Consider the following 11,697-nt stretch of genomic DNA (forward strand, 5'->3'; position numbering starts at 1 on the left):
GCGGCTTTTCACTATTTTTACCTTCCAAAACCTGTATTTTATGACGGCGGAAGAACAGAAGTTACCTATTCAATATTCCTGTTATTTTTCAAGAAGCCGTGTGGGCGAGCAGTTTGTCCCTGAACATGTGATCGGCTATGTGGTTTCCGGGTCGCTGGAACTTAACGACGGCGTTCGTACACAGACATTTGGTCCGGGGGAAATCTATTTTTGCCGCAGGAATAACCTGAACAAATACACCAAGTACCCTGCCGAAAACATGGAATTCAGGTCTGTATCGATTTATTTCGACCAGGAAATGCTGCGAAATTTCAGCATTGAATTTGGGTATCAATCCGAAAAACACATGCCCCCAGTGGTGTTCATTTCTTTAAAAACGGGCTCAGTACTGGCCAAATATATGGAATCGCTGCGAGCTTACGAGGCTATTTTTCAGCAGCAAACTTCCAAAGACCTGCTGGCAGTGAAGCGGAAGGAAGCGATTTTGCTTCTTTTGCAGGAAAAACCGGAACTGAAAGACATCCTGTTTGATTTTTCCGATCCTGGCAAAATTGACCTGGAAGCATTCATGAACAAGAACTTCCATTTCAATGTCGATCTCCCACGTTTCGCCTATCTCACTGGCCGCAGCCTGTCCACATTCAAGCGGGATTTTGAAAAAATATTCCTGAACACACCGAGCCGCTGGTTACTGCAAAGAAGGCTGAAAGAAGCACATTACCTGATCAAGGAAAAAAGAAAAGCCGCCTCCGACGTATACCTCGACGTAGGTTTCGAAGACCTTTCACACTTTTCTTTTGCATTCAAAAAACAATATGGAATGTCCCCATCGCATGTCACCACATAATTCAAAGAGCCGAATAATTAACCTATTCGGCTCATAATTTTACTATATTTGAGCCGAATAGTAAATTTAATCGGCTCATGCAATACAATTGGCAACTACCCGACTGGCCTGATTTCAAATATGACCTCACTGATTCCATCGATCAGTTACTTGCATTTGCCGAGGAAACAGGCAATGTAAGCGGCCTGCTGAAAGCCGCCCCCGACGCTGTAAAAGTGGAAACGCTGATCGATATCATGGTTGCGGAAGCCATTAAAACATCGGAAATAGAAGGCGAATATCTAAGTCGCCAAGACGTAGCCTCTTCGATACGTAACAATCTGGGAATAAATCAAAAAGCACAACCTGTAAAAGACAAAAAAGCACAAGGCGTCGCCGAATTGATGGTCGACGTACGGAACTCATTCACAGAACCGCTCACAGAAAAAAAGCTATTTGAATGGCACCAAATGCTCCTGAAAGATAGTCGCACCATCAATACGGGAGCGTGGCGCAAGGATACCGCTCCTATGCAGGTCGTGTCCGGGTCGGTAGGAAACGAAAAAATTCATTTTGAAGCGCCACCATCCTCAATCGTACAACATGAAATGGGCCGATTTATTCAATGGTTCAATGATACCGCACCCGGCGGAAAGCAGGAGATCAAAAAAGCACCTGTACGGTCTGCAATCGCCCATTTATATTTCGAATCCATTCACCCATTCGAAGATGGCAACGGGCGCATAGGACGTGCAATTGCCGAAAAAGCGCTCTCTCAAACCCTAAGCCGCCCGGTGATGCTGAGCCTTTCAAGGAAAATTGAGGCCAACCGCAAAAACTACTACCAATCTCTGGAAGCTGCCCAGCGGAGCAATGACATTACCGGCTGGGTCAGCTATTTTGTTCAGGTCATATTGGACGCGCAAATTGAAGCAAAGGAATTACTGAATTTCACATTGCACAAGACCCAGTTCTTCGACCTCTTCAAAGACAAACTCAATGAGCGTCAGTTAAAAGCGGTAAAAAGAATGCTTAACGAAGGGCCCGGGGGATTTGAAGGTGGCATGACCGCCAAAAAATACATCTCCATTGCAAAAACCTCCAAGGCAACCGCAACGCGCGATTTACAAAGCCTCCTCGAATCAGGCGTTCTGCTGTCCGCCGGCGGTGGGCGAAGCACCAGTTATTCGCTGAATATTAAATTTTATACATAAATTGACGCCTTCTTAATACCTAAAAATTTATGAACACAATATTCCAGACCAACCTGCGCCGGGCTTCCCGGAAACTCTTATTATCCGCGCTGACATTGGCGACAGCCGCTTTTACAACCGATGCCGATCCATCAAAACCCCTGGCGTCCACGCTCGAAGGCCGTTGGGATATCACCGTTGATGTAGCCGGAAAACCTTCCCCTTCCTGGCTGGAAGTAAGACATTCGGGCAACCACACATTGGTGGGCCAGTTTACAGGCTTTTCGGGCAGCGCACGTCCTATTTCGGAAGTACATTTCAAAGATGGCAAACTGAGCTTCGAAATACCGCCGCAATGGGAAAGAGGAGACAAAAACCTGAGCGTAGAAGGTACCCTCACCGATGAAAAAATTGCCGGATCATTGACAACTCCCGAAGGCAAAACTTACAGCTGGACAGGCGTTCGTGCCCCCGCATTGCGCAAAACCAAACAACCTGCGTGGGGAAAACCGGTTGCATTAACCGGCGGAAACCAAATCAAAGGCTGGCATGCTGTGGGAAGTACCAACCAGTGGATCGCTGAAAATGGTATTCTGCGCAGCCCAAAATCAGGCGCTAACCTGATTACCGACGAGAAATTCAATGATTTCAAACTGCATATCGAGTTCCGCATTCCCAAAGGAAGCAACAGCGGTGTGTACCTGCGCGGACGCTATGAAGTACAGGTGACGGATAGCAAAGGAATGGAACCTGCATTGGATCAGAGTGGCGCTGTTTACGGATTTATTACGCCCAGCGAAATGGTTGCAAAAGACGCCGGTGAATGGAATTCCTACGACATTACACTGATAGGCAGAATGATAACAGTGGTTGCAAATGGCACAACCGTGATCAGTAACCAGGAGATCCCGGGCATTACCGGTGGTGCGCTGGATAGCAATGAAGGCGAACCAGGCCCGCTGTACATTCAGGGAGACCACGGTCCGGTGGAATACCGCAACATCATCATTACACCAGCGAAGTAATAACAAAATACTAGCCTGCGTGCTTCAACGCCATATAATGGCTGCGCAAAGGTTTGTCGAAATGTTCCAGGGAGTAGCGTAAAAGCGTTCGGGGCATAGTGGCAGCATATTGATCGAGGAAGTTGAGCAGTTGCGGGCGGTGAATTTGTCCCGCGCTGCGCAACATCCATCCGGTGGCCTTGTGAATGAGGTCGTGCCTATCATTCAGCAGTAGTTCTGCAATTTTAAAAGTATCCGCAATGTCGCCCTGCCGGATAAAATAACCGGTAGCAACAATGGCAGTTCGCCGCTCCCAGATATTGTCCGAAGCCGCAAGCTTGAATAGTACATCCCTCGGCTCTCCGGACCGGTACAGGTAGCCTCCCACCACGTGCGGCGCGCAAATATCCACCAGGTCCCAGTTGTTGATCCGGTCGGTTCTTCTCAAATAAAAATCATAAAGTGCCTTCCGCTGGCTCATTGAGGTCTTTTTACTCCGTGCCTGCTTGTCAATGATACTCAGCGCACCCGTGCGGATTTCGTGGATCGGGCTTTCCAGCAGTTTTTCTATTTCTTCCAAAGGCATGTTGATGTACGCTTTGGCGAGCTCAAAAATCTGCCCCATACGCACGCCCATGAAAATGTCGCCTTCTCCATACTCCCCCACCCCGGTTTTAAAATAACGCATCAGCTTCATCGCCTCGGCGGGCGACCGGTAACTTTCCATTCGCTCTGCAAATTCAGCGGCGGTAGGATTAGAAGGTTTTTCAGATATAACTTCGATGGCGGCCATAAATTTCCGTATAAAAGTGCTTTCCAAATATAATCATATAAAAATGATCAAATCCATGAACTTACTGCTATTCAGTACAATGACAATGGTACGGAAAGGGCAATGAATGTTCCGGAAGGCGATGTTTTCCACCAGTGTCGCGAGGATGGGTCTTAAACAAAACGACCGTAAGCTAAAAACAACGTGGCCTGCGAAGCGTTCTTCGCAGGCCACGTTGAAACCATAGCAGTAACTAAGACTGATCCGTCAATGGGTGGTATTGTTTGAAAAAGGAATCAGCTTCCGCAACTTTTCATCGCGCAGGTACAAGCCCGCCCATACCAGCACGCCAAATATTGATGCGAAGTACAGGGGCTCACCTGCTCGAACCATAATGGCGATGGCGCCGCCGAGATAACCTGTTAGCAGAATGGCTCCTAAAATCGCTGTACGTGGAATGATGTAGAGGATCGTCGAGATGAGTAGCGCAATACCAATGCTCTGTACCTGATCCACAGGCCAGCCTAGTTTCGCAGAGCCTTCAACCGAAATTGAATCTTTGAGAACTTTCATAATGGCGTCGACGAGCAGGAACAGAATGCACAATGCGCTGATGATTCTGCCGATCAGTACGCCTTTGTTACCTTGGCTTTTAACTGTTGTTTGATTTACGAATGTAGCTTCCATGATTGTATAGGTTTATAAGTGTTTTGGTTGATTAACTTGACATTACAAAACTAGCCTGTACAAAAAGGATAAACGCTGTGTGAATCCGGCAATATCAGGGGGCGATTACGACACGGAGAGAAGAAACAGTCACTCTTTCCGTTCGTTGTCGCTTATATATTCATCTGTAAAATGCGTCCTGGTCTTAGGTTTCGCGAATTTTTCGGCATTGTATTTCCCGGAGTCACCGCGGGGAATTGATAGAGAATTCCATTGCTCATTCAGGACCATTTTACCAATAAAAACGATTTGACCAATGTGATAAGGATAATGCGCCAGCTGGCGATTAATCGCCTCAGTGATCGTATGCCCCTGATTTCTGATGTAGACCAGCTGATTAAAATTGCTTTCGTTTATAGTGCCGAGCGCTGAAAAGAGGCAGTTCCAGCCTTCATTCCACTTGGCAAGCAACTCTGCCCGGCCGCTGATATCGTTGTCAAATTCTCCTTCCCGGTCACGCCATTCCTTTTCTCCGTCGGTAGTCAGGAAATCCGTCCAGCGTGACAGCATATTGCCCCATAAATGCTTCACAATGGTCGCTATGCTGTTGCTTTCCTCATTGTATTTCCAAAAAAGCTGCTCGTCAGTTACCTGGGCAATGGTTTTGTCGCCCAGCATTTTATAGTACTCAAACTGTTTCCGAACGCTTTGCAGATAGTCATTTTCCATTGTTTCTGAATTTAAACTCCGAAGATTCAATTTACAAAACGTGGGTCAGGAAGTAAATGGTTGACAATGATCACTTCGCCGTAATTGATTTTAATGTCAAAAATGTTGGTTAATGCGATGCTCCGCACACTAGCGAGTAGCAAACGCATTACTCCTGCATGTGTGACGATGGCAATGCGTGTATATGTTTCACGCGACAGTTCATCCCAGAACTCCGTGATCCGTTCGTGCATTTGCATCATACTCTCCCCGCCAGGCACGCATACGTTCACATAATCGTCCATCCAGCATTGCAAGGCGACCTGATCGACGGTATCCCAGGTTTTACCCTCCCATTCTCCAAAATCCAGTTCCTGCAAGCGAACGTCCATCTTAAAATCAGGACTGATCTCCTTTGCCAGCTCCACACAACGGAATGCGGGACTGGAATAAACTGCATCGAAATGTTCAGGAAGTTGTTGAAGAACCGTTGCCAGTTCGTCGGGAAAAGTGTCGTGTAAAAGCAGCTCTTTACGACCGTAAATGAGGCCGGGTTCCAAAACGGGTGTCGTGTGGCGGATCAGATATACTTCCACAAGGCTACTATAAAAAGGTAAAACCCGGTTTCACAGACCTGCTGCACGGTACCGAGGCAGTCGCCGGTATAACCTCCGATCCATTTTTTGAAATAACGGCCCAGAAAAAATGTAATGATGCCCAGAAAGACCAATGACAGTAAAACCAGTGGCTCCTGTTTGGAAAACGCCAGCAGTACCAGTGGAATAATGCCAAAAACGCAGGCTGCCGTTAATGTGAGCCAGCCGGGTTTTTCAGCCACCGGTTTGGCCTTACTATCGCCGGTGTCTCGCGCATAATCTTGAAAAAATATAACAAATGCAGGCATTAGGCGACTAATCGAGTGCCCGGCGACCAGTAGCAGCACCAACGCAGCCTGATCACCTGCCGCCAGGATCTGCAACAATGAAAATTTGAATGCGAGCATCAGTACCAAGCCGGTCGCTCCGTAGGTCCCGAGACGGCTGTCCTTCATAATTTCAAGGATCTTTTCCTTCGTCCAGCCTCCCCCGAAACCGTCACAGACATCTGCAAAGCCATCTTCGTGAAATGCGCCGGTTGCCAGTATCGAAGCTGTCATTGAAAATAATAAGCCCACGGTAACGTCTGTAAAATACAATCCACCCAGCCAGGCAACCCCGGAAATCTGGCCCACGATCCAGCCAATGAAAGGCAAATACGCCGTCGCGGCACTCAGGTTCTCAGGCTGGTAACCTACCCATTTCGGGACAGGAATTCTGGTGTAAAATTGTAATGCGGTAAAAAAAAGCGTTATCTGCCGTTTCATGATGATTTATTGCTGACCCCTGCGCTTTCAAAGCTAGCCATTTCATTGAAAAAAGCCACCGCGCTCGTCAGTATCGGGTAAGCCAGCGCGCAGCCCGTTCCCTCGCCAAGCCGCAAATCCAGTTTCAAAACCGGTTCAACTTCCAACGCATTCAACAGAAGCCTATGCCCCTTTTCGTCGGACTGGTGGCAGAATATAGCATTGCTTTTTATAGATGGAAACATTTGAAATGCACACAGGTAGCTCGCTGAGGCGATAAAACCATCTACCAAAATAAGCATGTTCTGCCTCGCCGCCTCCATCATCGCACCACACATCATCGCGATCTCAAACCCGCCAAAAGTCTGCATCACAGTCACCGGATCGCTGCTCACATTTTGATGTATTTTTAATGCTTCGCTCAATATTGCAATCTTTTGCAAAAGCTGCTGATCATCCAGCCCGGTACCTCTGCCCACGCAATCTTCAATGGGTAAGGCAAGCAACTTACTCATGATCAATGCCGCAGAGGAAGTATTACCAATCCCCATTTCCCCAAAACCAATCACATTGCAACCGGTCGCTTTGACCTGCCGAACTAACTCAGCCCCCCGTTCAAAACATTGGCTGCATTCCTCCGAAGTCATGGCGGGTTGTTCCAGAAAATTGCTGGTACCATGATTGATCTTCGCGTCAATCAGTTTTTCACTCTTTTCAAAATCATAATCAACACCAGCATCCACCAGCAACAGCTGAATATCGTGCTGCCGTGTAAATACATTGATCGCCGCGCCTCCGTTCATAAAATTCAGCACCATTTGCGGCGTCACCTCAGAAGGATAAGCGCTCACGCCTTTCGCAGCGATACCGTGACTTCCTGCAAAGACAATGATGTGCGGACTAACCAGCTTCGGGAACAATGTATTTTGAACCGAAGCAATTTGAAAAGCCAGTTTTTCCAACATCCCCAAAGCGCCCAGCGGCTTGGTTTTGTTGTTTATTTTTTCCGAGATCTCCTGCCCTATTAATGTATCTGTTTTCATGGCTAATTATTTTTTTAGAATTAATGGTAAGCCCGAAACCATAAAAATGGCTTCTTCGGCCACATTGGCTACATATTGATTGGCCCAGCCCTGTAAATCGGTGAATTTCCTTCCTACTTCTGTCTCCGGGTGAATTCCCATGCCGAGTTCATTGGAAATGATAATGAATGTGCCCTGCAACTTGGCTATGGCGTCTATTTCGGTTTTAAACACAGCCAACGACCGGTCAATGTCCTGATCGTGCGTCATAAACAGGTTGGTAAGCCAAAGGGTTACACAATCGATCACAGCGGTGCGGCCTGCCAATGGAAGCAAATGCAACGCCTGCTCGCTTTCAAATAACGACCATTCCGGCCCGCGCTCTTGCTGGTGCCTCGCCACCCTTTTACCAAAATCCTCATCCCAAATTTTCGCCGTAGCTACATACACGGGATCGCTGCTTTTTTCCAAAGCTAACTTCATTGCGTACCTGCTTTTTCCGCTTCTTACCCCGCCTGAAATGTAGATAATCATTTACTCAGCAGTTTAAAGCGTTTATACAGAAACAATTGCCACTTTTCCTCCGCTACCCCGGCCTTGTCCATTTCGGCACGGGCCAGTGTGAAGAACAGATCCGATAACCGGTTGATATAGGCAGGTATAGCCTCGTGTACCTCGTCTGTTTTAATCAATGAAACCAGCCTCCGCTCGCCCCGCCGCATTTGGGTGCGTGCAACGTGACATAATGCCGATACCTCGTTCCCACCAGGCAACAAAAAGTAATCCGAAGGCGAGGTCATGGCACCTTCAAGCTCATCAATCCATTGTTCGCAGAACTCCGCTCCGTCTACCGGCATGGGGTTTTTGTTTTCCTTTTTTGCATCCGACGGTCTCGCCAGGTGTGACATCATATCCATCAGGTCTTTCTGGATTTTATGCAAATTCGGCTGCCAGGAATGATCACTGCCCAGTTTTACCCGTAATACGCCAATGGTCGAATTGGCCTCATCGAGTGTGCCAATGCATTCGATCCGCACGTCATCCTTGCTCACGCGGCTGCCACCGAACAATCCGGTCGTTCCTTTATCCCCTTTTTTGGTGTAAATCTTCATTCAGTTAATTGGTTTGTAGTATATCAATTGATGCTCCGGCAGCAACTCCGGGTGCAATATTTTCACCAGATCGGCCAGTACCAGATGCGGGTTCACAGCCCCCGACTCCCAATAATCATTGGCTCCCTGTGCATTCGTACGGTTGTGATAGCCGTACACTTTGTTGGTTTTAAATGCCTTAAAATCAGCGTAGCGAACATCTTTTGCCAGAATATCTTCCCTGGATTTCAAATTTCCAATGCTCACATTCAGCCAATAATCTGCCTGTAACGCTACTGGGTACACGGTTTCAAAACTCAGCGGCAAACTGCCCGTCGCTTTGGTACCAGCCCAATGATAACTCGCCCCCGCATCCTGAAAAAACCGGTTGGCATAACTATTCCCATTTGGTACAAACCAGGCATCTTTGGAATTCATACCGGTAATGAGGCTCGGCTTATTTTTCGCTTTTTTGGCAAGAATGGTAAGTCGTTTATATTCCTTTTCAACATTCGCAAACTTCTGATTCACCAATGCTTCCTTGTTCAAAAGCGCCGCGAGCAGCTTCACCCATTCGGCACGACCCAGCGGCGTGGTTTCCACCCATTCCGAATTCACCATCACCGGTATCCCCGCCTGGTTCATAGACTGGTAGCGCGCCATTCGCGATACGGGGCTGCCAGTAGCCATGATGAGGTCAGGGTGCATGCTAATCAACAATTCGTCGTTTAGCCCCTGATCCTTACCTACTTCCACAATTTTACCCGCGCCGATTCTTCCCAGTACCTTCGCCGAAGACACATATTTAAGGTTTCCTATACCTGTCAACACCTCCTCCGCTTCCAGAAATCCGACGAGACCAATGTGCAGCGACGACATTACCACCAGGCTCTGGACAGGGATTTCAATGATCTGGCTGTCTGAAAATCCACGAGGCCGGGGCGTACCACGCTGTACCAGCACGAATGTGGCCGTATCCATGGTTTTTTCAAACGGGCTTACGATTTTGACAGTTTTGTAATTCCCATGATAGGCAATGGAAAAGCCATTGGCATGATTGATTTTAACTTTTTCAGGAAAAAGATCCGTCGTAACCGAAGCCGCGTCACCTTTTTCATAGATAGCGGATGACGTGCTGCAAGATGCGAGGAGGCCCACTATGAGGATCAAAAGCGTGGCCAGGCAAACTTTATGGTTAATGCTACTCACTCGCCTGATTTCTTCGTTTTGAATGGTCCGCCCCGTTTCCCCGATATAAGGTTTTTGAACTACTTTTCCGTGGTACACATTAGGTCCGCCAAATCGGCAGTCGAGGATGCCAGCCAGCGCTGCCTCCGGGTAGCCTGCGTTGGGGCTTTTATGTTTGTTGCCATATTTCAGGATGGCTTTCCAGCCTCTGCTGCTGCCGGTGAGCAGTACCATTAAAATCGCGGTAAAACGGGCGGGAATGAAGTTTGCGACATCGTCGAGCCGGGCGGAAAATTTGCCAAACCATTCGTAGCGATCATTGCGATACCCCAGCATCGAATCCATCGTATTGATCATTTTATAAGTCATCATACCCGGTACTCCGGCGATCGCATAGTAAAACAAAGGCGCGACCACACCATCGCTCAGGTTCTCCGACATGGTTTCAAAAACAGCGATGCGAACCTGATTTTCGTTCAGTTTCGACGTATCCCTGCCCACAATCCGGGCAAGCTGGCGACGCCCCGCTTCCAGGCTGTTCCGCAAAGCCGAAAACACCTGCTGCCCCTCTACAATGAGGTTCTTATTGGCCAAACCGAAGTACACAAAAACACTATTGACCAACCAGAACAGCCCTGGATAAGGCCTGAGCACATTATTTAACATTGTAAAAAAAAGAAACACCAAAACCACTAATGAGACAGAAAGCAACATTCCTTTGACAAACCGGAAGCCCCCTTTATTCAAAAACCGCTCTCCGGCAGCGATTAAATTACCGAAAACACGTACCGGATGCGGCCAGTTGTCCGGGTCGCCCAGCCAGAGGTCCAGCAGGTAACCGGTGAGGAGCGGCGAAATCAATAGTAAAGTGCTTTCCATTCCTCCAATGCTTTGATCAATAATTGATTATACTGAAAACTCAATGTGACAATGCGAAAATGCTGTCTCGTCAAACTCCTGAAATTGGCCGCGTCGCGTATCAGCAGACCGTGATTGTTCAGCAAAAACTCTTTGAGCTCCCGGGCACTTTTGACCATTGTTTTTCCAATAAAAAAATGAGTACTGCTGTCTTCAATTTGAATGGCGTCGTTTTGCTTTAATTCTAAAACAAACCTGGCTTTGTCCTCTAAGATTTTCTCAATAGGCAACTGAATGTCAGACCAATTTGCAAAAATGAATTCCCCAGCCGCAGCCGCCATCGCATTCACAGTCCAGGGAGGTTTAATGGCCATGATCCGGTTTACGATCTCTTCATGTGCGAGCATATAACCCAGTCGCAGGCCCGGAATCGCATACGTTTTCGTCAGCGAGCGCATCACGATCAGGTTCGGGTAACGTTTTACGAGCGGGACAATGGATTTCAAATCCAGAGTGAAATCGATAAATGCTTCATCGATTACAAACGTGCAATGTGGGTTCAGTTTCAGCCAGTATTCGAGGTCTGGGAAAACATGCCCGGTTGGATTATTCGGATTGCAGATAAAAAGCAGATCGCTCTTCAAAAACGGCAGTTCCAATGCAGCTTTCCAGCTCAAAAACGAAACTTCATGATCAAAAATGAGGCAAGAATCTTCGTACTCCGAAAATGCAGGGATAACAATGGTTGACTTTTTACCAGTGAAAAGTTGCGCGATCAGGTAAATGCTTTCCGCTGCTCCATTGCATACAATCACCTCATTAACAGTGCAATTATGATGCGCAGCAACCCGCTCCCGCAAGCTTTCAGAGACAACCTCAGGATACCGATTGACGTGATTCCATCTTTCAAAAACATATTGCTTCATCCCCGCCGGCTCTCTCCCGTGCCAGACATTGGTACTGAAATCGGCCAGGATTTCCCTCCCGTACTTATATCCATCATCTCCGTGCCCGTGCAACATTCCTT

General features: G+C 47.6%; 13 protein-coding genes. 3 read left to right on the plus strand and 10 right to left on the minus strand.

The features are described 5' to 3' along the window. Positions 1-40 precede the first annotated feature (40 nt). From ON006_RS15045 to ON006_RS15055, 3 genes are all read left to right on the plus strand, one after another. Positions 41-847, plus strand: a complete 807-nt coding sequence (locus ON006_RS15045) for an AraC family transcriptional regulator (RefSeq protein ID WP_244823107.1) — start codon at positions 41-43, stop codon at positions 845-847. 77 nt (positions 848-924) lie between these two features. Next, entirely contained in the window at positions 925-2,040 is a 1,116-nt protein-coding gene (locus ON006_RS15050; protein ID WP_244823106.1) for a Fic family protein, read from the plus strand. A 29-nt stretch (positions 2,041-2,069) separates the two neighbouring features. Then, complete coding sequence (locus ON006_RS15055; RefSeq protein ID WP_244823105.1) at positions 2,070-3,044, plus strand: 3-keto-disaccharide hydrolase; 975 nt, start codon at positions 2,070-2,072, stop codon at positions 3,042-3,044. Positions 3,045-3,054: 10 nt separating this feature from the next. Here ON006_RS15055 and ON006_RS15060 read toward each other — a convergent pair whose 3' ends face one another. The 10 genes from ON006_RS15060 to ON006_RS15105 form a co-directional block, all read right to left on the minus strand. Further along, positions 3,055-3,816, minus strand: a complete 762-nt coding sequence (locus ON006_RS15060; RefSeq protein ID WP_244823104.1) for a DNA alkylation repair protein — start codon at positions 3,814-3,816, stop codon at positions 3,055-3,057. A gap of 246 nt (positions 3,817-4,062) precedes the next feature. After that, a complete protein-coding gene (locus ON006_RS15065; protein WP_244823103.1) occupies positions 4,063-4,482 on the minus strand; it encodes a DoxX family protein in 420 nt (139 codons plus the stop codon). A 129-nt stretch (positions 4,483-4,611) separates the two neighbouring features. Beyond that, positions 4,612-5,190 (minus strand): DUF1572 domain-containing protein, encoded by a 579-nt coding sequence (locus ON006_RS15070; RefSeq protein WP_244823102.1) that lies wholly within the window; start codon positions 5,188-5,190, stop codon positions 4,612-4,614. Positions 5,191-5,216: 26 nt separating this feature from the next. Continuing rightward, the gene (locus ON006_RS15075; RefSeq protein WP_244823101.1) at positions 5,217-5,765 is read right to left on the minus strand and encodes a histidine phosphatase family protein; all 549 of its coding nucleotides are present in this window, start codon (positions 5,763-5,765) and stop codon (positions 5,217-5,219) included. Beyond that, complete coding sequence (locus ON006_RS15080; protein WP_244823100.1) at positions 5,750-6,532, minus strand: adenosylcobinamide-GDP ribazoletransferase; 783 nt, start codon at positions 6,530-6,532, stop codon at positions 5,750-5,752. The genes ON006_RS15075 and ON006_RS15080 overlap by 16 nt, the downstream gene beginning before the upstream one ends. Beyond that, positions 6,529-7,554 (minus strand): nicotinate-nucleotide--dimethylbenzimidazole phosphoribosyltransferase, encoded by a 1,026-nt coding sequence (gene cobT, locus ON006_RS15085; protein ID WP_244823099.1) that lies wholly within the window; start codon positions 7,552-7,554, stop codon positions 6,529-6,531. Before cobT ends, ON006_RS15080 begins: the two co-directional genes overlap by 4 nt. Positions 7,555-7,560: 6 nt before the next feature. After that, complete coding sequence (locus tag ON006_RS15090) at positions 7,561-8,067, minus strand: bifunctional adenosylcobinamide kinase/adenosylcobinamide-phosphate guanylyltransferase (protein WP_244823098.1); 507 nt, start codon at positions 8,065-8,067, stop codon at positions 7,561-7,563. Continuing rightward, a complete protein-coding gene (locus ON006_RS15095) occupies positions 8,064-8,645 on the minus strand; it encodes a cob(I)yrinic acid a,c-diamide adenosyltransferase (RefSeq protein ID WP_244823097.1) in 582 nt (193 codons plus the stop codon). Before ON006_RS15095 ends, ON006_RS15090 begins: the two co-directional genes overlap by 4 nt. Beyond that, positions 8,646-10,691 carry an adenosylcobinamide-phosphate synthase CbiB gene (gene cbiB / locus ON006_RS15100; RefSeq protein ID WP_244823096.1) on the minus strand — a complete coding sequence of 682 codons (2,046 nt, stop codon included), beginning with the start codon at positions 10,689-10,691 and terminating at the stop codon, positions 8,646-8,648. Next, on the minus strand, positions 10,670-11,692 hold the full coding sequence (locus ON006_RS15105) for a pyridoxal phosphate-dependent aminotransferase (protein WP_244823095.1): 1,023 nt from the start codon (positions 11,690-11,692) through the stop codon (positions 10,670-10,672). Before ON006_RS15105 ends, cbiB begins: the two co-directional genes overlap by 22 nt. Positions 11,693-11,697 lie beyond the last annotated feature (5 nt).

Source organism: Dyadobacter pollutisoli (assembly GCF_026625565.1).
In the GTDB taxonomy this organism is placed as follows: domain Bacteria; phylum Bacteroidota; class Bacteroidia; order Cytophagales; family Spirosomataceae; genus Dyadobacter; species Dyadobacter pollutisoli.

Excerpts from the sequence above, each read along its gene's own strand:
- ON006_RS15105 (WP_244823095.1), bottom strand. The coding sequence starts at position 11,692 with ATGTTGCACGGGCACGGAGATGATGGATATAAGTACGGGAGGGAAATC.
- cbiB (WP_244823096.1), bottom strand. The coding sequence starts at position 10,691 with ATGGAAAGCACTTTACTATTGATTTCGCCGCTCCTCACCGGTTACCTG.
- ON006_RS15095 (WP_244823097.1), bottom strand. The coding sequence starts at position 8,645 with ATGAAGATTTACACCAAAAAAGGGGATAAAGGAACGACCGGATTGTTC.
- ON006_RS15080 (WP_244823100.1), bottom strand. The coding sequence starts at position 6,532 with ATGAAACGGCAGATAACGCTTTTTTTTACCGCATTACAATTTTACACC.
- ON006_RS15070 (WP_244823102.1), bottom strand. The coding sequence starts at position 5,190 with ATGGAAAATGACTATCTGCAAAGCGTTCGGAAACAGTTTGAGTACTAT.
- ON006_RS15090 (WP_244823098.1), bottom strand. The coding sequence starts at position 8,067 with ATGATTATCTACATTTCAGGCGGGGTAAGAAGCGGAAAAAGCAGGTAC.
- ON006_RS15055 (WP_244823105.1), top strand. The coding sequence starts at position 2,070 with ATGAACACAATATTCCAGACCAACCTGCGCCGGGCTTCCCGGAAACTC.
- ON006_RS15060 (WP_244823104.1), bottom strand. The coding sequence starts at position 3,816 with ATGGCCGCCATCGAAGTTATATCTGAAAAACCTTCTAATCCTACCGCC.
- ON006_RS15045 (WP_244823107.1), top strand. The coding sequence starts at position 41 with ATGACGGCGGAAGAACAGAAGTTACCTATTCAATATTCCTGTTATTTT.
- ON006_RS15065 (WP_244823103.1), bottom strand. The coding sequence starts at position 4,482 with ATGGAAGCTACATTCGTAAATCAAACAACAGTTAAAAGCCAAGGTAAC.
- ON006_RS15050 (WP_244823106.1), top strand. The coding sequence starts at position 925 with ATGCAATACAATTGGCAACTACCCGACTGGCCTGATTTCAAATATGAC.
- cobT (WP_244823099.1), bottom strand. The coding sequence starts at position 7,554 with ATGAAAACAGATACATTAATAGGGCAGGAGATCTCGGAAAAAATAAAC.